This window comes from Luteococcus sanguinis (genome assembly GCF_039527675.1).
Taxonomy (GTDB): domain Bacteria; phylum Actinomycetota; class Actinomycetes; order Propionibacteriales; family Propionibacteriaceae; genus Luteococcus; species Luteococcus sanguinis.
This window is the reverse complement of the sequence record NZ_BAAAKI010000012.1, coordinates 129484-150104: the sequence shown is the minus strand read 5'-3', so window position 1 is coordinate 150104 and position 20621 is coordinate 129484. Positions and strand designations below refer to the sequence as shown.

At 69.7% G+C, this 20621-nt stretch carries 13 protein-coding genes and 1 pseudogene; 6 read left to right on the top strand and 8 right to left on the bottom strand.

Going from position 1 to position 20621, the window contains the following annotated elements; genetic code table 11:
* Positions 1-19: 19 nt before the first annotated feature.
* The 3 genes from nudC to ABD089_RS09260 are packed head-to-tail and all read right to left on the bottom strand — an operon-like array spanning position 20 to position 7330.
* Positions 20-886: an NAD(+) diphosphatase gene (nudC, locus tag ABD089_RS09270; protein WP_343886057.1), complete on the bottom strand. Its 867-nt coding sequence runs from the start codon at positions 884-886 to the stop codon at positions 20-22.
* Positions 887-896: 10 nt separating this feature from the next.
* Positions 897-4109 carry an ATP-dependent helicase gene (locus ABD089_RS09265; RefSeq protein ID WP_343886056.1) on the bottom strand — a complete coding sequence of 1071 codons (3213 nt, stop codon included), beginning with the start codon at positions 4107-4109 and terminating at the stop codon, positions 897-899.
* Complete coding sequence (locus ABD089_RS09260; protein ID WP_343886055.1) at positions 4106-7330, bottom strand: ATP-dependent helicase; 3225 nt, start codon at positions 7328-7330, stop codon at positions 4106-4108. Before ABD089_RS09260 ends, ABD089_RS09265 begins: the two co-directional genes overlap by 4 nt.
* A 98-nt stretch (positions 7331-7428) precedes the next feature.
* Between ABD089_RS09260 and ligD the strand changes: the two genes are divergently transcribed.
* From ligD to ABD089_RS09240, 4 genes are read left to right on the top strand one after another with little or no spacing between them, the layout of a single operon-like run.
* The gene (gene ligD / locus ABD089_RS09255; protein ID WP_343886054.1) at positions 7429-8391 is read left to right on the top strand and encodes a non-homologous end-joining DNA ligase; all 963 of its coding nucleotides are present in this window, start codon (positions 7429-7431) and stop codon (positions 8389-8391) included.
* 33 nt (positions 8392-8424) lie between these two features.
* Positions 8425-9306 carry a PP2C family protein-serine/threonine phosphatase gene (locus tag ABD089_RS09250; RefSeq protein WP_343886053.1) on the top strand — a complete coding sequence of 294 codons (882 nt, stop codon included), beginning with the start codon at positions 8425-8427 and terminating at the stop codon, positions 9304-9306.
* Positions 9299-9694, top strand: a complete 396-nt coding sequence (locus tag ABD089_RS09245; protein WP_343886052.1) for an FHA domain-containing protein — start codon at positions 9299-9301, stop codon at positions 9692-9694. Before ABD089_RS09250 ends, ABD089_RS09245 begins: the two co-directional genes overlap by 8 nt.
* A gap of 39 nt (positions 9695-9733) precedes the next feature.
* Positions 9734-9955 carry a DUF3107 domain-containing protein gene (locus ABD089_RS09240; RefSeq protein ID WP_343886051.1) on the top strand — a complete coding sequence of 74 codons (222 nt, stop codon included), beginning with the start codon at positions 9734-9736 and terminating at the stop codon, positions 9953-9955.
* A 32-nt stretch (positions 9956-9987) separates the two neighbouring features.
* Here ABD089_RS09240 and ABD089_RS09235 read toward each other — a convergent pair whose 3' ends face one another.
* Complete coding sequence (locus tag ABD089_RS09235) at positions 9988-10608, bottom strand: ferritin-like fold-containing protein (RefSeq protein ID WP_343886073.1); 621 nt, start codon at positions 10606-10608, stop codon at positions 9988-9990.
* A gap of 206 nt (positions 10609-10814) precedes the next feature.
* Between ABD089_RS09235 and ABD089_RS09230 the strand changes: the two are divergent.
* Positions 10815-12570: pseudogene (locus ABD089_RS09230) on the top strand (DEAD/DEAH box helicase).
* Between the two features lie 87 nt (positions 12571-12657).
* Here the strand turns inward: ABD089_RS09230 and trpS are convergent.
* The 3 genes from trpS to ABD089_RS09215 form a co-directional block, all read right to left on the bottom strand.
* Entirely contained in the window at positions 12658-13788 is a 1131-nt protein-coding gene (gene trpS / locus ABD089_RS09225; RefSeq protein WP_343886050.1) for a tryptophan--tRNA ligase, read from the bottom strand.
* 212 nt (positions 13789-14000) lie between these two features.
* Entirely contained in the window at positions 14001-14852 is an 852-nt protein-coding gene (locus ABD089_RS09220) for a PHP domain-containing protein (RefSeq protein ID WP_343886048.1), read from the bottom strand.
* A 2-nt stretch (positions 14853-14854) separates the two neighbouring features.
* Entirely contained in the window at positions 14855-19618 is a 4764-nt protein-coding gene (locus tag ABD089_RS09215) for an NAD-glutamate dehydrogenase (RefSeq protein WP_343886046.1), read from the bottom strand.
* A 184-nt stretch (positions 19619-19802) separates the two neighbouring features.
* Here ABD089_RS09215 and ABD089_RS09210 point away from each other — a divergent pair, with 184 nt between their 5' ends.
* Positions 19803-20288 carry a DUF2505 domain-containing protein gene (locus ABD089_RS09210; RefSeq protein ID WP_343886045.1) on the top strand — a complete coding sequence of 162 codons (486 nt, stop codon included), beginning with the start codon at positions 19803-19805 and terminating at the stop codon, positions 20286-20288.
* A 31-nt stretch (positions 20289-20319) separates the two neighbouring features.
* On the opposite strand, the gene ABD089_RS09205 is transcribed toward ABD089_RS09210, so the two are convergent.
* Complete coding sequence (locus ABD089_RS09205) at positions 20320-20532, bottom strand: hypothetical protein (protein WP_343886044.1); 213 nt, start codon at positions 20530-20532, stop codon at positions 20320-20322.
* Positions 20533-20621: the final 89 nt, after the last annotated feature.

The window sequence follows — 20621 nt, the reverse complement described above, 5'->3', positions numbered from 1 at the left end:
GAACGGGATGTGGCGGGCCTCAGGCGAGCAGCGGGTTGTCGTCCGGATCGGGCAGGGAGCCATCCAGCCACAGGCCGATCAGGCGCGAGGCAATCGAGTTGTTCGGCGGGTGGGTGATGCTGCCGTCCGCGACGGCCGCGGTGAACTCAGCGCGGCGGTACCAGTGGGCCCACTCGATCTCGACGCCGTCGGCCACCGGCTCACCCTGGCCGCGGGCCACGAAGCCCAGCATCAGTGACCTCGGGAAGGGCCACGCCTGGCTGGCCACATAGCGCGCCGCGCTGATGGTCACCTGCACCTCCTCGGCGACCTCCCGTACGACGGCGTGCTCGGCGCTCTCCCCCGACTCGAGGAAACCGGCAAGCACCGACACCCGTCCTGGCCCCCAGCTGGCCTGATGGGCGAGCAGCAGTCGGTCGTCCGCATCGAGGACGGCGACGATCATCGCCGGGTCGTGCCGAGGAAAGACATCACGGCCGCAGCCGGTACAGGTACGGTGGAAACCGCCGGTCGCCATGGTCGTCGGGGCGCCACAGCGCTCGCAGTGGCGGGCCGCGTTATGCCAGGCGAGGATCGCAACGGCAGCGGTGGCCACCTCGTGCAGGCCGGGATCGTCGGGCGCGTCGCGGAGCGAGCGTGGGTCGGCCACCTCCCCGCGACTCGAGAACCAGGCAACGCCCTCGGTGTCACGCCCGAGCAGGACGTGCCGTTGAGGGTCCAGCTGGCCGTCGGTGGGTCGCCCCAGCGGCACGGCAAAACCGCCAGAGCCATCGACGACGACCTCGCGTGTGCCGGGCTCGGACCACCACGACTCCACGGTGGCCGGGTCATGTCGGGTCTCGCCGGCGCGGTCGAGGAAAGGAGTCAGGGTCCAGGGCGTCTGCACGTGCTCGAAACTACCCGCCCGCCAAGGTCGTCAGTTCTGCCAGGTCTGCGAAGTGTTCGGGACGTTCCACCTCACCGGTGAGCACGTGCAGGAAGACCGCGTCCACCCGCTCCGGGGCAACCCCGCTGGCCTGCGCCCAGGCCAGCCGGTAGATCGCGAGCTGCAGCGGGTCGGCAGGCAGCGAGGATGTCTTCCAGTCCACTACCTGGTAGTCGAAACCATCGCTGCCGTCGAGGCGGTAGACGGCATCGATCCGACCCCGGACCTGCGTGCTCCCCAGCACCAGCACGAAGGGGGCCTCCACGGCCACCGGAACCCGGTCGGCGTAGGGGCCAGACTCGAAGGCCGCCACCAGCCGGGCCAGAGCTTGGTCGGAGGTGGTCACCTCCGTCTCGGGCCAGTCGTCCGGGTCGACGAGGGTCGCCACCCCAAAGCGGCGTTCCACCCACTCGTGGAAGCGGGTGCCCAAGGTGGCGGCTTGGCTGACCGGACGCGGCATCGGCCGCACCAGGCGCGTCGCAAATCCGTCCGGGTCACGGCGGGCCGCCATCAAGGCGGATGCCGACAATGAGGTCGGCATCGGGACCATGACCGTCTCCGCGTCGCCCGCTGTGGCCTCGGTCAGCAGCTGGTCGATCTCCGCGTCCCACTGGGCCACGGTTGCCACGTGGTCCAGCATCAGGTCGTCATCGGACGCGTAGTCGCCGGTGGAGGCAAAGCGGGTGCGGGCCCGCTCGACCAGCTCGGCCGCGAGCAGTCGCCGTCCGTGCGCTTCCGAGTCCGACGGGACGGGCCATGGCACCGGGTGCGAGACGGGAACCGCAGGGTTCTCCTCCGACGGTGGCGGGGCCACCGCGAGCACCTGGCCCTGTCGTTCGGCCTCGACGGCGACCGCCTGCCAGTAGGGACTCACCTTGCGGGGGCGGGACAGCCCGGAGCGCCAGGTGTGTGCGGTCGCCACCAGCCGCTGCCGGGCGCGCGTGACGGCGACATAGGCCAACCGGTCCTCGGCGTGCAGCTGGGCCTGTTTCAGTTCCTCGCCGTACTCGGTGAAGGCGGCATTGGTGACCTCCACCAGCTGCGGCACCGAGTCGGCGTCCCCGCGCAGGTCGGCCGGCAGCACACCGGGCGCCTTCAACCAGTTGTCCGTGACGCGGTCGCTGGGGAAGGTGCCGTGCACCAAAGCCGGCAGGAACACCACGTCCCACTCCAGACCCTTGGCGCGATGCACGGTCATCAGTTTCACGGAGTTCCGGTCACTGGGGGTGGCCTGGTCCAGGCCAGCGCCGTACTCCAGTTCGGCGGCCAACCAGGCGAGCAGGCCCGACAGGGAGGCATCGCCGTCAACGTCCACATAGCCCGCCACGGCATCCACGAAGGTCGCCAGCTGGGCACGCCGGTTGGAGGCGTGCAGCTCGGTGGTCGCCGAGAGTTCCACCTCCAGCCCGAGGGTCGCAACCACCCGGCGCAGCAGTTCGGTGACCGGTTCGGCGGCGTGCTGGCGCAACCGACGCAGTTCCTCCGCGAACCATGCGAAGCGTTCACGAGCCTGATCGCTGTAGGGCAGCTCCCCCGGACTCTCCACCGCGTCCAGCAGGCTGACCACCTCAGAGGGGTCCAGCCCGGTGGTGGCCCGGTCCAGATCGGCGGACAGGTCGAGGTCGGCTGCCCGCTCCGGGCTGCCCTCTTGGGCCAGATGGACGGCTCGTCGGCCAAGCAGGGCCAGGTCGCGCGGCCCGATCCGCCAGCGAGTGCCGGACAGCAGCCGGACGACCTCGGGGTTGGCGGTCACGTCGTCGATGATCGTCAGCATCGCGACGACGTCGCCGACCTCCGGCAGCCGCAACAGCCCGCCCAGACCCACGATCTCGCACGGCACGTCGCGCGCGCCCAGCGACTGGTAGACGGCCCCGATGTCGGCATTGCGGCGCACCAGCACCGCGACGCGGGCCCAGTCGGCCTCGCCGCGGGGGTTGCGGTGGGCCAGGCCTTCGGCGACGACTTGGTCGGCGAGCCATTCGACTTCCTCGGACCAGGTCTCGAAGCTCCCGACGCAGACCTGGCCGCCGGGATTGTCGGCCGGGGCGACCAGCTCGATCGCCTCATGGTTGGCGCGAACCAGCAGTGGGTCGGCCCGCAGCGGGGTGGCCAGGTCGTTCGCCACATCAAGGATCCGCTGGCCCGAGCGACGGTTGACGCTGAGCGAGTACCCGGCCGCGGGACTGCCGTCCACACGGGGAAAGTCGTCCCCGAACTGCAGGATGTTGGACGCCGCGGCGCCACGCCACCCATAGATGGCTTGGAAGGGGTCGCCCACCGCCGTGACCGGATGGCCCATGCCGCACGCGACATCAGGGCCGCTGAACAGCCCGCGCAACAACTGCGCCTGGGCGGACGACGTGTCCTGGTACTCGTCGAGGAGCACGACGCGAAAGCGCTCCCGCATCGCGGCCGACACGGCTGGCACCTGCTGGACCAACCGCGCTGCGACGGCCATCTGGTCGGCGAACTCGACCAGCCCCAGTTCCCGTTTCAGCTCGCGGTAGCCATCGACCAGTTCCAGCAGTTCGAGACGCTCGTTCACCGCCGCTTGCGCACCGGTGATCGCTGCATAGGGATTGCGCCGGTTGTTCAGGGGCGCCTCCGCCAGGGCGCGCAGGGTCTCCGCCCCATGGGCCTCCACCTGGCCGCGGCTGACGAGATGGGAGCTGAGCTCCGCGTCGAGCTGCAGCACCCTGGTGGTCACCGACGCGGGACGCAGCCGCGAGAGGTGTTCGAAAGGACCCTTCGCGCTGCCCACCACGCGTGCCGCGAGCCGGAAGCGGGAGGCGCCGGTGAGCATCATCGGATCGGTCTCGACACCAATCCGTAGGCCGTGCTCGCTGACCAGCCGGGCGGCGAAGGAGTCGTAGGTCATGATGACCTCCTCCCCCTCCTCGTCCGCCCCGTCAAGCTGCGCCAGGCCCGCCGCGAGCAGGGCCGAACGGACCCGACCGCCCAGTTCGGCGGCGGCCTTGCGGGTGAAGGTCAGCCCGAGCACCTGCTGCGGCGTGACCTGGCCGGTGCCAACCAGCCAGACCACCCGAGCCGCCATGACGGTGGTCTTGCCCGAGCCGGCACCGGCGATCACGACCGATGGCTCCAATGGCGCGGTGATCGCTGCCAGCTGTTCGTCGCTGAAGGGGATCTTGAGGGCTGCGCAGAGCTCGTCGGTCGTCCTCATCGCGCCACCTCCGGGGCGTTGGCACGGGCCGGGCAGCCCAGTTCGAAGGCACAGAACTTGCACCGGTCACAGGTGGTGGCGGCGAAGTCCTCCGAGCGGACGATCCGGGCTGCTCGCGCCAGGCGGCGGTGCACCCACGTGGGCAGTCCCTCGTCGTCGGCCTCGCTCGCCAGTGTCGGTGCTTCGTCCAAGGACGGCTGCCCCAGCACCTTGGGCCAGGGTTGTTGCCCGTCCTGCTTGCGCAGGTAGACCAGCTCGGCTCCGCCGACCCGCCGCTCCCCCGGGGCGAGGTCATCGAAGGCGCCCTGCTGGGCGGCGAGCTGGTAGATGCCGATCTGGTCGTTGGCCCGCACCGAATCTGCGGTCGGTACCCGTCGTCCGGTCTTGAAGTCGACGACCCGAATGCGGCCCTGGGCGTCTCGTTCCAACCGGTCGACCGAACCGGTCACCACCACCCTCTCATCGCCCAGGTCGACGGTGGTGCGGAAGGCGACCTCCACGCCGAGCACCTCGCGGGAATCCATCGCCTCGGTCCAGGCCCCGAAGCGTTCGAGCGCCGCCTCCGCCTCCGCGCGTTCGGACGAGCTGAGCCAGTCGGCATCGAAGTCGATCCGGTCCCAGACCTCGTCGAGGCGGCCAGCCAGTTCGTCCGGGTCGATCTCGTCGGCCAGCGCGTGCTGCGCCAGCACGTGGACCACCGTGCCGAGGTTGGCCGCCGAGCTGCGCCCCGCCTCGGCCCTGGCCTGGCGCGAGAGGAACCACTGCCTCGGACAGTCGAGCAGGCTCTCCACCTGGGAGCTCTGCAAGATGATGGGCGCCCCCGGTTCGGTCAGGTTTACGTCGGCGGCGGTGTGGTCGAGCACGCCCCACCACGACCCGGGTTCGGCCATGGGGGCGAGCCGCTGGCCGTCGGCACCGCGGGCATCGGCCAGCCGGGCCAGCCGGGCGGCCGCTGCCTCCCGAAGCGCCGGTGGCGACGCCGGGTCGGTAGCGGCCCGGCGAAGTTCGGCCACCAGCGCCGGGATGGTCATCGGACGCCTGGCGCGCCCCATTTCCTCCTCCACGGGCACGCCCAGTTCGGCCAGGAAGCGCGAGGGCTGGTCCCCCTCACCCTCGGCACCGCTGACGGACGTCACCACGAGCGTCTCGGTGGCCCGCGAACAGGCCAGCAGGAACAGCCGCCGCTCGTCGGCCAACACCTCGGAGGTGGGGGCGCTCGGCAGCACGCCATCGCGGCTCAGCCGATCCGGTTCCAGGAGAGTGCCGCGGCGGGCGAGGTTGGGCCACAGGCCCTCCTGCACGCCGACCACGACGACCAGCCGCCACTGCTCACCCTTGACGCGGTGCGCTGTCACCAGCCGGACCCCGCGGTCGCGCAGGTCGGACTCCCGGGCCGTGTCCTCGGGGATCGCCTGCCCCTGCACCTCGGCCAGCAACGCCCGGACGCCCTTGTCGCCCACCAGGTCCTGCTCCCGGGCGGCCAGGTCGAACAGGGCGCAGACGGCATCTGCGTCGCGGTGGGCGCGCTGCGCGCCGGACCCGCCGCGCAGGGCATCGGCCAGCAGCCGCTCCCGCCAGCCAGTCCCCTGCCACAACTCCCACAACACGGCCGGTACGGCGGCACCTCTAACGATGCGTCCGGCGACCGCTGCCAGCAGCTCTCCCAGCTTTACCGCAGCCAGCGCCTCCATCGGCAGCGCCCCCTGCTCGTCCGCCAACAGGGCGGCGCGAGCAGGTTGGCGGACCAACGCTGCCACCAACACCCCGGACGGCTGCGGGATTTCGCCCTCGGCTGCCGTGACCACCCGCAGCAGCCGCCCCAGCCGGCGTAGCTCCAGCGAGTCCAGACCACCCAGGGGCGAGCGCAGCAGACGCGCGACCTGGTCGGGATCGAACTCCTCGACTCCACGCGACAGCTCCAGGGCCAGTTCGAGTGCCAGCAGCATCGGACGCACGGCGATCTCCTCGGCGAGCGCGATGTCGTCACCGGCCACCTCCACCGGCACCCCGGCCGCTGACAATGCACGCGTCAACCCGGGCAGGTCACCCCGGCCCGATCGTGTGAGCACCGCCATCTCGTGCCAGCCCATGCCCTTCTCGAGGTGGGCGTGACGCAACAGTTCGGCGACGTGCTCGACCTGCGCACCGGGCGATTCGTAGACCACCGCACGCACTCGTCCGCGGCCGACACCGGGCCGCGCCACCGGGGCGGGGGCGGCGCCCTGGGCAGGAAGTCGGAGCTGCACCACCGAGCAGGCGCGTACCAGGTCGGCTTCGGCGCGATGATTGACGAGCAGGTCGATGCGCGTCGAGGGACGTCCTGTGCGGGCGACGACCCGATCGAAGTCGAGGATTGCGCGCTTGTCGGCACCCCGGAAGCCGAAGACGGCGGTGGTCGGGTCGCCGAAGGCCACGACGTCCAGGCCCAGTTCGGCCACGTCACCCAGGAGAGCCACCTGGGAGGCATCGCACTCGGCAAACTCGTCCACGTGCACGTCGACCAGCTCGCGTTGCAGGGTCGCCCGGACCGTCTCGTCCAGCAGCAACAACCGGCAACGGTGCACGAGTTCGGCGTAGTCGAGTGCCTGTTCGGCATCCAGCACGTCCAGGTAGTCGTCGAAGAAGTCACCGATCGCCTGCCATTCGGGACGTCCAGCGCGCTGCCCCGCGTCGACCACCTCAGCCGGGTCCATCCCCAGCTGGCGGGTGCGCGCCAGAACGGCCCGCACCTCCCCGGCGAAGGCCCTGGTTCCGACCGCATTCAGCAGGTCGGTGGGCCACGCGGAGGTGTCGTGGCCCCCCAACAGCTCGCGCACCCGGAACTCCTGTTCCGGGGCGGTGAGCAGCTTCACCTGTCCCACGACGCCCGACTCGTCGGGCTCCAGCCCGAAGCGGCGCACCAGGGAGTGGCAGAAGCCGTGGACGGTCATCACCTTTGGCGCCAGCTGGGAGCGTCCGACCCGTGCCACCAGCCGCTGCCGCAGGGCCTGCGCGGCCGGCCGCGACCAGGTCAGCACGAGATGGCCCGACAGATCGCCGTCCGCGCCCACGCGGCTGGCCACGGACTCCACCAGCACCGTCGTCTTGCCCGTCCCCGGACCACCCACCACCAGCAGCGGGCCGCCCCGGTGCTGGACCACGCTGGCCTGGGCATCGTCCAGCACCGGAAGCGCCACCTGTTCGCTGGCGGTGGGACCGAGGATGTAGCGGGTCTGTGTCACGGATGCCATGCAACCAGAGCCCACCGACAGTTTCCTGCACCGGCACCCCGGCCCGGCGGAGGAGGGTTCGAATGGGTTGGTCCGGTTACGATCGCGGCATGCCCGACAGCGAGCTGCGCACCGAGGTGGACGGACGTCCGCTCACCCTGACGAACCTCGACAAGGTGCTGTTCCCCAGCGGATTCAGCAAGGCTGAGGTGGTCGACCACTACCTGCGCGTGGCACCGGTCATGCTGCCCCATCTCCAGGGACGTTGCATCACCCGGTTGCGTTTCCCCAATGGCACCGCTCAGGCCTCCTTCTACGAGAAGAACATCCCGGCTGGCGCCCCCGAGTGGGTCACCACCCAGGAGGTGCTCGCCTCGGACTCCACCATCAGCTATGTCGTCGCCGACTCCCCGGCCACCCTGGTCTGGTTCTCCAACCTGGCCGCGTTGGAACTGCACACCCCGCAGTGGCGCGCCCAGGACTGCCTCGTCGACGGTCACCGTCCCACCCCGGACGAGCCGATCAGCATCGAGGACCCCGAGCAGGTGCGCTGTGACCGGGTGGTCGTCGACCTCGATCCCGGCCCCGGCATCACCATGGTCGAGTCGGCGCAGGCCGCGATGATCTTCGCCACCGCGCTGGCCCAGGACGGGTTGATCCCCTTCGTCAAGACCTCCGGGTCCAAGGGACTGCAGCTGTTCGCACCCATCCATCCCGCGCGTTGGCGTGACGTGCTGGCCTATGTCTCCGCCCTCGGCAAGCGGGTCGCGACGCAGCACCCGGACCGCTTCGTCACCACCATGGCCAAGGACGCGCGCGCCGGACGGATCTACGTCGACGCGCTGCAGAACCGTGCCGACCGCAACACGATCGCGCCGTGGTCGTTGCGGGGCAAGGACTTCGCCTCGGTGTCGACACCGTTGACCTGGGAGGAGGTCGCCGCGGTGGACGAGCCGGACGCCCTGCGGTTCGACTCCGCCACCGTCTTGGCCCGACTCGAGGCCGACGCAGACCCCTGGGCGGACCTGCTCGACCCGGCCACCGCGGGCGAGTTGCCGCAGCCCCCGGCTTGAGGCACGTGAACCTGACGTGGTGAGATCACACCCATGAGCGAATCGGACGAGCCCACGCGCGACCTGAGGCAGCAGTCCGACACGCAGCTGCCCAGTGAGGCCGGCGCCCGTGACCACTACGTCATGCAACCGCTGCCCTGGCTGGCCGGAGGCAGCGACAAGGGCCTGCGCCACGAGACCAACCAGGACGCCCTGAGCATCGCGGGCCGCGACACCGCCGACGGCCAGGTGGCCGTGCTGGTGGTCAGCGACGGCGTGTCCACCTCCCTGGGGGCAGAGCAGGCGGCCCTGGCAGCCACCCGCGCAGCCTCCGCCCGGCTGGTGGAGGCCCTCGCTGGCGAACCCGAGGACGACGCCCTCACGGTCGCGCTGACCTCCGCCTTCGAACTGGCCAACGAGGCCGCGCTGCAAGCCCCCTCACCCGGTCCCGAGCCGGGTTCCTGCACCCTGATAGCCGCAGTGTGGAACCACTCGAAGGTCATCGTGGGCAATGTCGGCGACTGCCGCGCCTACTGGTTCGGGAGCGACGGCGCCAACCTCCGTCTGACCACGGACGACTCGATGGCCCAGGTGGCTGTTGAGCAGGGGATGAGCCGCGAGGACGCCGAGAAGGGCATCCATTCGCACGCGATCACCCGCTGGCTGGGCCCGGGCGCGAATGACATCGCCCCCCGCCAGGAGACCTTCCAGCCCACCTCGCCCGGCTGGTTGCTGGTCTGCTCGGACGGCTTGTGGAACTACGCCTCCGAGCCGGACGACCTGGCCACCGTGTTGCACGCGAACCTCACCGCCGAGCCGGCCGGCACCGTGGAGAACCTGCTGGCCTGGGCCAACGAGCAGGGCGGACGGGACAACATCGCGGTGGCGTTGGCCCGCGTCGACTTCCTGTCGTCCGCGCAGGAGAGCCGTGCCTGAGGCGCGCTGGTACCTGGAGGTGCAGGTCGATGCCGACTGGCACGAGGCCCAGGGCGCGCTGTTGGAGATCCCCGACGACCGCAGCGCCCAGCGCGTGGAACTGGACGGACAACGCTGCCTGGTGGGTCGCGCCTCCCGACACGCCACGACGGCACCGCAGGTGGACCTCGGTCGTGACGCGGGGGTCAGTCGTCGCCAGGCGGAGCTCGCCTGGTACGGGGACGGCTGGTGGGTCCGCGACCTGTCGAGCGCCAACGGCACCATCCTGCGCCGCGCGTCCGAGCAGGCTCCAGGACACCAGCTGGAGCGCGAGGAACTGATGGGCGACGGGGACGAGTTGTACGTCGGCTCCTGGAGCCGGCTCGTTCTGCGGCGCGCGAACGACTGAATGACCGCTGCTGCTCCACAGCCGGGTAGCTTTGGCCCCGTGGAGATCAAGATCGGTATCAACAACATTCCCCGCGAGGTCAGCCTCGAGTCCGACGAGAGCCCGGAGGTGGTGGAGCAGCGTCTCCGCGACGCGCTCACCAACGGCGAACTGCTGAGCCTCACCGACACCAAGGGGCGCACGGTGCTCGTGCCGTCCAACCAGATCGGCTATGTCGACCTGGGCAAGCAGAACACCCGCCAGGTAGGCTTCGGTTTCTGAGGCCTGACGGCCACGTCACAAAACCCAGCAGGTCAAAGGCCGAGCTCGGCCATCCGGTGCGCGTGCGCGGTGGCGAGCTCGGCCATCATCTGTGTGACGGACTCGACGTCCTCACCCTCCGGCTTGCCGGTCAGCAGGGAGGCCAGCCCCGGATTGGCCGCCGCGACGCGCTGCACCTGGCTGAGCAGCTCACCCAGCAGCCGACGCCCGTAGAGCGACACCGATCCGCGCGAGCTCGGGTCGGCGTCCAGAGCCCCTGCCAACACGGAACGCGCGTCCGGACCCTGGTCGGCGCCCAACAACGAGCGGACGTCGTCGCCCAGCTGAAGCTTCGCGATGGCGTCGCAGAGCAAGCCGTCCAGCAGCACCGCCCGGGCGCAGACCTCAGGCCATGAGGCTGGCTGCGCATGCTGCTGGAAGTCGGCCAGGGCCATGCGGGTCGCGGCGGTGGCCTGTTCGGCATCCGTCCCCGGCGGCAGCGCTGCGGCCACCCGATCGGCGAGCGCCGCACAGCGGGCAGCGCGACGGCTGAACAGCAACTGCTGGTTGGTACGACGGGCGGCGTGCACACCGCGTCCGTTGGCCGTGACCCCCTGCAGGGCCGCCCCCAGCACCACTCCGAGCAGGTCCACATCAGCGTTTCGCACATGCATCTGTTCCACACCCGAAGGCTAGTCAGCGCGGAGGCGTCCACAGGGCACCCTCAGAGCGTGTCGCTTCGGACAAGCCAGAACTCGGTGCGAGCCGGTAGGATGGGTGAGGCCTCGCGTCTTGCGATGCCCTGCCCGAGCTGCTGGCCCATGTCGCGCTCGTCGAGCAGACCATTCGCCAGTCTGACGACTGGACCCTTGAGAAAGCCCTGATTGGTGACCAACGATTTCACCGTCGAGAACCAGGCCGTGACGGCCCTGGTCGGCGACGACGTCATGACCGACAAGCCCACCCCCGAGTTCGAGACCACCTGGGACGACCTCGGCGTCGTCCCCGAGATCCAGCAGGCGCTGGAGCAGGTCGGCATCACCCACCCCTTCCCCATCCAGTCCCTCGCCATCCCGATCGCAGTGCTCGGCACTGACCTGATCGGCCAGGCCCGCACCGGAACCGGCAAGACGCTGGCCTTCGGCATCTCCATCCTGCAGCGCGTGCTGCTGGAGGGCGACGAGGGCTACGACGAGCTGCCGATGCCCCCCGGCAAGCCGCAGGCGCTCGTGATGTGCCCCACCCGTGAGCTGGCGCTGCAGGTCGCGAAGGACCTCGAGGTCGCCTCGACGATCCGCAAGGCCCGGGTACTCACGGTCTACGGCGGGGTGGGCTATGAGCCCCAGCTGGAGGCCCTCGACAAGGGCGTCGACATCGTCGTGGGTACGCCCGGACGACTCCTCGACCTGGCCGACCGCGGATCGCTGGACCTGTCCTGGCTGCGGGTGCTGGTGCTGGACGAGGCGGACGAGATGCTCGACCTCGGCTTCCTGCCCGACGTCGAGCGGCTGATCGCCAAGGCCCCGGCCGACCGCCAGATGCTGATGTTCTCGGCCACCATGCCGTCGGCGATCGTGGCGATGGCCCGTGCGCACCTGAACCAGCCCATCAACGTCCGCGCCGAGGGCCATGACGCCAAGGCAACGGTCCCGGACACAACCCAGTTCGTCTACCAGACGCACAACCTCGACAAGCCCGAGATCATCGCCCGCATCCTGCAGTCCGACGGCGTCGACAAGGTGATGGTCTTCTGCAAGACCAAGCGCGCCTGCCAGCGTCTGGCCGACGAGTTGGAGGACCGCGGCTTCGAGGCCGGCGCCATCCACGGCGACCTGTCGCAGGTGCTGCGCGAGAAGGCGCTCAAGAAGTTCCGTTCCGGCGAGCTGAAGGTGCTGGTGGCCACCGACGTCGCCGCCCGTGGCATCGACGTCACCGGCGTCAGCCATGTCATCAACCACGAGTGCCCCGAGGACGCGAAAACCTACGTCCACCGGATCGGACGCACCGGCCGCGCCGGCGCCAAGGGCGTCGCCGTGACCCTGGTCGACTGGCAGGACGTCGTGCGCTGGAAGACCATCAACAAGGCCCTCGAGCTGAGCTTCGACGACCCGGTCGAGACCTACTCGACCTCGGCGAACCTGTACGCCGACCTGCAGATCCCCGAGGGCACCAAGGGGCGTCTGGCCGGTGCGGTCCCGAAGGATCGGCCTGCCCGGGACCATGGCGATGGTGGCCGGGGTGATCGTGACCGCGGTGGCCGCGGTGGGCGTGACCGCGACGGACGTGGCGGTGAGCGTCGCGGCAGCCACGCCTCGCGAGGCGGCCACGCGCACCACGGCGACGCACACCACGGCGACGCACACCACGGCGAGGAGGAGGGCACCGAGCGCCCGCGCGAACCGCGTGCGGCCCGCAACCGTAGCCGTCGCCGCACCAAGAATGGTGAGGTGCTGACCGAAGGCGCAGCTGTCGTCGAGAACGGCCAGAACACCGGCCCGGACGCTGCTCCCGGCCAGGGCGCGGCTGACGGTGAGGCCCGCAAGCCGCGTCGTCGTTCCCGTGGACGCGGTCGTGGCCGCGGTGAGGGTGGCGATGCCACCCAGGCCTCCGAGACGGGCGCTCCCACCGAGGGCTGATCGAACCCATCCCAAGGGCACCAACGAACAGGGGTTGGTTTGCACCGAATGCGGTGCACCCCAACCCCTGTTCGTGTTCTCGAAAGCTCAGTACTTCATCTGCATCGCCTGGCGAACCTCGTCCAGGGTCTGCTCGGCGATCGCATTGGCCTTCTCGTTGCCCTCGCGCAGCACCTGGCGCAGGTGGTCCGGATTCGCGGCGAGCTCGGCCCGACGCTCGCGAATGGGCGCGAAGTGCTCGTTGATCGCCTCGGTGACCAGCTTCTTCAGGCCGCCACCCCCGGCATCGCCCAGTTCGTCGGCGATCTGGACGGGGTCTCCGCCGGTCGCCAGCGCGGCCAGCAACACCAGGTTGCTCACCTCGGGACGGTTCACCGGGTCATAGGTGATGTGACGCTCGGAGTCGGTCTTGGCCCGCTTCAGCAACTTGGCCGTCTCGTCGGCGCTCATGCCGATCTCGATCACATTGCCCTTGGACTTGCTCATCTTGGTGCCATCGGTGCCCAGGATCGACGGAGCCGGGCTCATCAACGCGTCCGGCTGCGGGAAGACCGCCTGCTCGGCCACCGCGCGGCCGTAGCGCTCGTCGAAGCGACGCGCGATGACGCGGGTGATCTCGATGTGCGGCAACTGGTCCTTGCCTACGGGCACCAGGTTCGCCTTGCAGAACAGGATGTCGGCGGCCTGGTGCACCGGGAAGGTGAGCATCAGGCCAGACATCGGACGTCCCGGGTTGTTCTCCAGCTCGTCCTTGACGGTGGGGTTGCGGTTGAGCTCCGGCACGGTGACCAGGCTCAAGAAGGGCAGCAGCAACTGGTTCAGCGCCGTCACCGACGAGTGGGTGAAGATCGTCGAACGGGCGGGATCAACGCCGCAGGCCAGGTAGTCGGCCATGCCGGACAGCACATTGTCCTGCAGCTGCCCGACACCGTCGCGGTCGTAGATCACCTGGTAGTCGGCGACCACCAACATCGTGTTCACGCCCAGGTTCTGCAGGCGAACCCGGTTGCTCAGCGAGCCGAAGTAGTGCCCGATGTGCAGCCGTCCGGTCGGACGGTCACCGGTGAGGATGCGGTACTTGCCGGGGTTGACGGCAATGTCGGCCTCGATCTGGGCCGAGCGCTGCAGCGAGCGGTCCAACGACGCATCCCGCGAGGCCTGGTCGTCTCCCGACAGCTCGTCGATCTCGAGAACGTCGTCCTGGTCGACGTCGGTCATGGTTTCTCCTGTTCCGCGCCGGCGCCAACCGGTCCCCAGACATGCACAAGGGCCGCCGTCACCGGCAGCCCTGTGTGGTGTTTCGCAGAGATCAGAGCCGCCCGGACGGCGGCCACCAGCTCTGCGTGAAGTTCATGGCCCGAGCCTATCGCACCCCCGCCGTCCCCCGGGCTCGAGCCCCAGGGGACGGGGGCGTGCCAAACAGGCGTGGCTCAGGCGTTGCCGCCGCGCAGGCGGATGCGACGGACCATCTCGCGGTAGGCGGTGTCGCGGGTGAGGCAGGCGCCGAGCGGGTTGTTGCGCTTGCCCAGGCCGTGGTAGTCCGACGAGCCGGTGCGAATCAGGCCCAGGCGCCCGCCCATTGCGAACAGAAGCTCGCGCTGGTCGGCGGTGTGGTCGGGGTGGTCCACCTCGATGCCCTCAAGCTCATGCTCCCGGATCAATTGCTCGATGTAGACGGCGTCGAGCACGTCCTCGGTGCCGCGTCCCCAGGGGTGCGCGAGGATCGCGATGCCCTTGGCGTCGTGGATCAGGTCAATCGCGTCCTCCAGCGGGCATGCATAGCGCGGGACATAGCCGGGCTTGTCGTCCCGCAGCCACTTGTCGAAGGCCTCGTCGCGGTGCTCGACGTAGCCCTTGGCGACCAGGGCGTCCGCAACGTGCGGGCGGCCGATGGACGGGGAGGCGCCGGCGGCGGTGATGATGTCGTCGACGGTCAGCGGCATACCGAGCTCGGTCATTCGGTCCGCGAAGGCCTGCAGGCGCCCGGTGCGCGCGACCCGGATCTTCGCCAACTCCTCGATGAGCGGGCGGTGCCAGGGGTCGCAGCCGTAGCCGAGCAGGTGGACGGACTTGCCCCCCGCCGTGGTGGACATCTCGATGCCGGGCAGCACGGTCACGCCGACGCGCTTGCCTGCCTCCACGGCCTCTGGGATGCCGTCGAAGGTGTCGTGGTCGGTGAGCCCGATCACGTCCAACCCGTTCTCGAGCGCCTTGAGCACGAGGCGGGTGGGCGTATCGGTGCCGTCGCTGACCACCGAGTGGGTGTGAAGATCGATCCGCATGGTCACATCTTTCCAGAACTGGGACGTGCCGACACGAGAGCGCGCACAGTCCTGAGGCCAACCTGGGTGCGTGCCAGGTCCGCCTCGTCCGCCAACAGGTTCGACAGGGTCTCGACCGAGCGGTCCAGCCCCGGGGTCGCAGCCACCCATGCCGCCAGCACGGCCTCGGCGGTGGTGGCATCGGGTGCCGCTGCCAGTGCCCGCTGGGCCAGCTGGGACTGGGTCTCCAGCAGGTCGTCGCGGATCGCGGCCCGGGCCAGCGCCTCCCAGCGATTGCCCTGCGGAAGACCCTCGATCCGCGACATCAGCCGGTCCAGCCCCAGCTGCTCGCCCAGCTGGAAGTAGGTGCGGGCCACCAGTTCCCGATCACGGCCCGCGCCCTGGGCGATCGCGATGACCGCGGGCAGGTTGTGCGACCACGCCGCACCGGCGGCGATGCTGGCCAGGGGTTCTTCCACACCGGCCGCCTGGTGGCCGCCCAGCCGGGCGTCGTAGTTCCCCCGAGCCCGGGGTGGCAGCAGGTCGGGCAGTACCGCCGCGAGTGCCTGGACGTCGTCGTGGAACTCGCCGATCAGCGCAGCCACGTCGATCGGGCCGGACGCATGGTGCAGCAGCCAGCGGGCCACGCGCTGTACCAGCACCCTGAGTTGCACCCGCAGCGAGGTCTGCTGCGCAGCGTCCAGCTCCGTGCGCCGCGTGTTCACCTCGAATCGTCCGGCGTCGAGGATGGAACGGGCAGCCAGCTGGGCCCGCACCACCTCCGGCGCCTCCGAGTTCGTCTCGGCCATCAGCTCGTGGCAGGCGACGATGCCCTGGGAGTTGACGAAGCGGTTCACCGCGACGGTGGTGATGATCTCGCGGTGCAGGCGGTGGTTCGGCATCTGGTCGCGGTAGCGCTCCTGCAGCAGCGGCGGGAAGTACTGGACGAGGCGTTCGGCCAGGTAGGGGTCATCCGGCAGGTCGGAGGCGAGCACCTGGTCCGAGAGCCAGATCTTTGTCCACGACAACAGCACAGCGAGCTCGGGGGCCGTCAGTCCGCGGCCCTCCAGCACCCTGGAGCGCATCGCCTGGCTGCTCGGCAGCTTCTCCAGCTCACGATCGAGGTAGCCGGCCTGTTCCAGGCCCACCATCACCGACTCGTCCACGCCGGCCATCCGGTCGGCCAGGCTCAGGGCATTGGCGAGGGCGAGGTTCTGGTCGATGTTGTGGCCCAGCACCAAGGTGGCCACGTCGTCGGTCATCTGCGGCAGCAGGTCATTGCGCTGGCGAGAGGTCAGCCGACCGGCGGCCACCTCGGCGTCCAGCAGGATCTTGATGTTGACCTCGTGGTCGGAGGTGTCCACGCCGGCCGAGTTGTCTATGAAGTCGGTGTTGATCCGCCCGCCGGCCAGCGCGTACTCGATGCGTCCGAGCTGGGTCCAGCCCAGGTTGCCACCCTCGCCGGCGCACCTGGCGCGCACCTGGCCTCCGTTGACGCGCAGCGCGTCGTTGGCCTTGTCACCGACCTCGGCGTTGGTCTCGTCGGCGCCCTTCACGTAGGTGCCGATGCCGCCATTCCAGAGCAGGTCCACCGGCGCCATCAGGATCGCGCGGATCAGGTCATTCGGCGCCAGCTGGGTGACCTCGTCGCCCAGCCCCAGAGCGACGCGCACCTGCGGGGTGACCGGGATCGACTTCGCCTGCCGGGAGTACACACCGCCACCGGCGCTGATCAGGGACGCGTCGTAGTCGGCCCAGCTGGAGCGCGGCAGCTCGAACAGACGTTTGCGTTCCGCATGGGAGCTCGCCGCGTCCGGGTCGGGGTCCAGGAAGACGTGCATGTGGTTGAAGGCCGCCACCAGTCGCGTGTGCTCGCTGAGCAGCATCCCGTTGCCGAAGACGTCACCGGCCATGTCGCCGATGCCGACGCAGGTGAAGTCGGTCGTCTGGCAGTCGGCTCCCATCTCGCGGAAGTGTCGCTTGACGCTCTCCCATGCGCCACGCGCCGTGATGCCCATCGCCTTGTGGTCATAGCCCACCGAGCCGCCGGAGGCGAAGGCGTCCCCCAGCCAGAACCCGCGGTCGATGGCAATCTGGTTGGCGACGTCACTGAAGGAGGCGGTGCCCTTGTCCGCTGCGACGACCAGGTAGGGGTCGTCCGAGTCATGGCGGACGACGTCGGCTGGCGGCACGACCTGCCCGCCGACGATGTTGTCGGTCAGGCTCAGCAGCGATCCGATGAACAGCTGGTAGCAAGCGGTGCCTTCCGCCAGCCAGGCCGCGCGGTCGTGCGCCGGGTTGGGCAGCTGGCGGGCAAAGAAACCACCCTTGGCTCCGACGGGCACGATCACCGAGTTCTTCACCATCTGCGCCTTGACCAGGCCCAGCACCTCGGTGCGGAAGTCCTCCGGGCGGTCCGACCAGCGCAGGCCGCCGCGGGCCACCGATCCGAAACGCAGGTGGACGCCCTCGACCCGCGGCGAGTGCACCCAGATCTCGAAGGCCGGCCTCGGCTGCGGCGACCAGTCCAGGAGTCGGGGCAGGATCTTCATCGCCAGTGCCGGACGGTCGGCGGCGTAGGCGTTGGTGCGGACGATGGCCTGGACGACGGCCACGAACTGTCGCAGGATCTTGTCGTGGTCGAGGCTGGCCACCTCGTCCAGCTGGGCCGCCAAGGCCCCAACCGCCTCGGTGGCGGCTTGGTTCCGCTGCTCGGACGACAGGCCACTGGCCGGGTCGAAGCGAGTCTCGAAGAGCTCTACGAGGCCCCTCGCCAGCTCGTCGTTCGCGACGATCGTCTGGGCGATGTACGGCTGGGAATAGGTCGAACCCAACTGTTGCAGGTAGCGGCTGATCGCCCGGAGCACCTGCACCTGCGGCCAGGTCATGTCGGCGCGACTGACGAGTTCGTTCAACCGGTCAACCTCTGTGTGCCCCTGCCAGGAGGCTTCGAAAGCCGCCACGAAGCGCGAGCGTGCCTCGGGCGTCCACCGGGACAGCTCACCGGGCAGGCGCAGGCCGAAGTCGTAGACATGCGCCTCGGAACCGCGCAGTTCGATCTCGTAGGGGCGCTCGTCAAGCACCTTCGCGCCGAGGCTGGCCAGGTGCGGCAGCACGTCGGACAGCTCCATCCGCTCCCCCACCCGCATCACCTTCAGGCGCAGGTCGGATGGGTCGTCGGGGTCGTCGGGGGCGTAGAGGGCGAAGCGCATCTCGTCGGCCTCGCGGATCTCGTTGAGCGCGAGCAGGTCGGCGATGGCCTGGTCGGGGGTGAAGTCCTCCTTGTAGCTGTCGGAGAACTCGATCCCCCGCTGCTCGCTGCCCAGTGCCTCGGCGCGGCTGCCGAACCGGTCGTCCCAGTGTTCGGCGGCTTCGGTGAGGCGGGCCTCCAGCTCGGCGACGTCGAGGTCCACCGGTGCCGAACCCGGCGCCAACTGCAGCGTGAACCAGAGCCGGGCCAGCACCGACTCGCTGACCTGGGCCTGATAGTCGATCGACTGCGCCGCCGTGGCCTCCAGCAGCACCTGTTCCATCCGCTTGCGGGCGGCGGTGTTGTACCGGTCACGGGGCAGGTAGACCAGGCAGGAGATGCGACGCCCCCACCGGCCACGACGCACGAACAGACGCACCTTGCGGCGCTCGCTGAGCTGGCTGACCTGGGAGACGACCGGTGCGAGTTCCTCGACCGTGGCGTGGAAGAGCTCGTCGCGCGGGTAGGTCTCGAGCACCGCCCAGATGGCTTGGTAACCGTGGCTGCCCACCTGGTAGCCGGACCGGGCGGCGACGTCCTCGGCCTTGTGCAGGAGGGTCGGGATGCGGCTGATCGACTCGGTGTAGGCGCCAGCGGCCAGCAGGCCGAGGAATCGCTGTTCGCCGATCACCTCGCCCTTGTCGTCAAGGAGGCGGACGCCGACATAGTCGAGCAGGGCCGCACGCCGCACCGTGGAGCGCCGGCTGTCCTTGGTGAGCACCACCAGCTCGTGCGAGGTGGGCAGCGGCAGGGCGTGGAACTCGTCGGTCCGAGGGGTACCCAGGATTCCCAGGGCGGTGCCCGGGACGGCTTCGTAGTCGCCGTCAACCAGCCGGTATTCCTGCGAGCCGAGGAAGGTGAAGTTGTCGTCGGCGAGCCAGCGCAGGAGTTCGACGGCGGACTGGCGCTCGGTCGGCGCGACGGCGCTGCTGGTTACGCCCTCCAGGCTCTCGACAAGCTCCAGCAGGCGCCCCTTCATCGCGGGGGTGTCATCGTCGGCGCGGGCCAGGTCATTCAGTCCCGCGACCAGTTGGTCCCGCAGCCCCGGTGCCAGACGCTCGGCGAAGTCACCCAACGGGGCGCGGGCCTCGAACTGGACCCACGACTCGTCCAGCGCCTGCTCGCCGGACTCGGCGAGCCCAATGAGACGTCCGGACACGTCGCGGGCAGCAGAGACCTGCGGGTGCTGGACGGCGAGCACGTCCCAGCCCTCGCGGGTCAGGGTCAGGGTGAGCGTGTCGACCACATGGGGACGGTCGTCGGTGACGACCTGGATCAGGGTCGGCTCACCAGCCAATCGGGAAGGGCTGACCGCCACGAGGGTCTGCCCCCGGTGGCGCTGCAGCCCCAGGGCCAGGTGGTTCCCGAGGCGCTCGGCCAACACGTCGGGGTCACGCCCGACGAGGTCCTCGTCGTCCACGTGCCGGAACCAGCGCGAGAGCAGTGGACGCAGGCGCCGGCGTGACAACCCCGGAATCCTTCGGGTCAGGCGGTCCTGCACGTCGTCCAACAACTGGGCTCGATCTGGGCGAGGCATCGTGTCGTTCCACTCCATGGTGTCGAGCTGTGTCGTCGAGTGCTCGTCTCGAGGCGCGCCGGTGCGCCTGACCAACACCCTAGCCAGCGGCCCCGACGATGGGGAGCCCCGGCCTGGCTTGCGCGCGCGGCGAAAGTTGTCGCGCGCTGGGCCGGACGGGCCAGGCATCGGGTTGAATGGGGGCATGCAGATCACCTCGCGTCTTGACTTCGCCGCTGACCCGGCCCAGACCTACCTGATGATGAGCGACCGCCGGTGGCTGGAGGAGATGGTGACCCATTCGAAGGCGACGGAGCACCAGATCGATATCGCCGGCAACACCATCCGGATCACGATGGAACTGCCAGCTCCCGACCAGCTGGGCAAGTTCGCGGGCAGTTCGCTGACGATGCTGCAGACCGTCACCTGGGACGAGCCCGCGGCCGACGGCTCGCGCAACGGGACGCTGGTGATCGAGGCCAAGGGCCTGCCCGTCGACTGCTCCGGACGTGCGTTCATGCACCCCGGCGGCAAGGGAACCCTGGTCGAGTACGACGGCAACCTCAAGGTGAACATCCCCTTCGTGGGCGGCCAGATCGAGAAGCTCGCCGCGCCCCATGTCACCGAGGCGATCAACGCCCAACAGATCGTGGGCGACCAGTGGCTGGCCGCAAAGGGCTCACAGGCCTGAGCCGAGCCGACGCCGGATTGCCGGCGCACGATCAGTCCTCTTCGACGAAGACCTGTGGGTCGTTGACGAGGGCTTCAATGTCCCTGCGAGGCGCAGTGGTGGCGACGACGAACTCGACCTCCTCGTCGTCGTCCTCGCCAGCGAAGCGCTCCTGGATGACGGCCACCTCGTGACCGGCCTCATCGATCCTGCTGGCGAGCTCGTTCGCCTCGTCCTCGTCACCCAGGTGGACACGGGTCACCATCAGCTGGCCTTCCTCTTCTCGGTCTTCGTGGTCTTCTCCGACGTCTTGTCGGCCTTCTCGTCGGCGGCCTTGTCGTCGGCGGCCTTCTC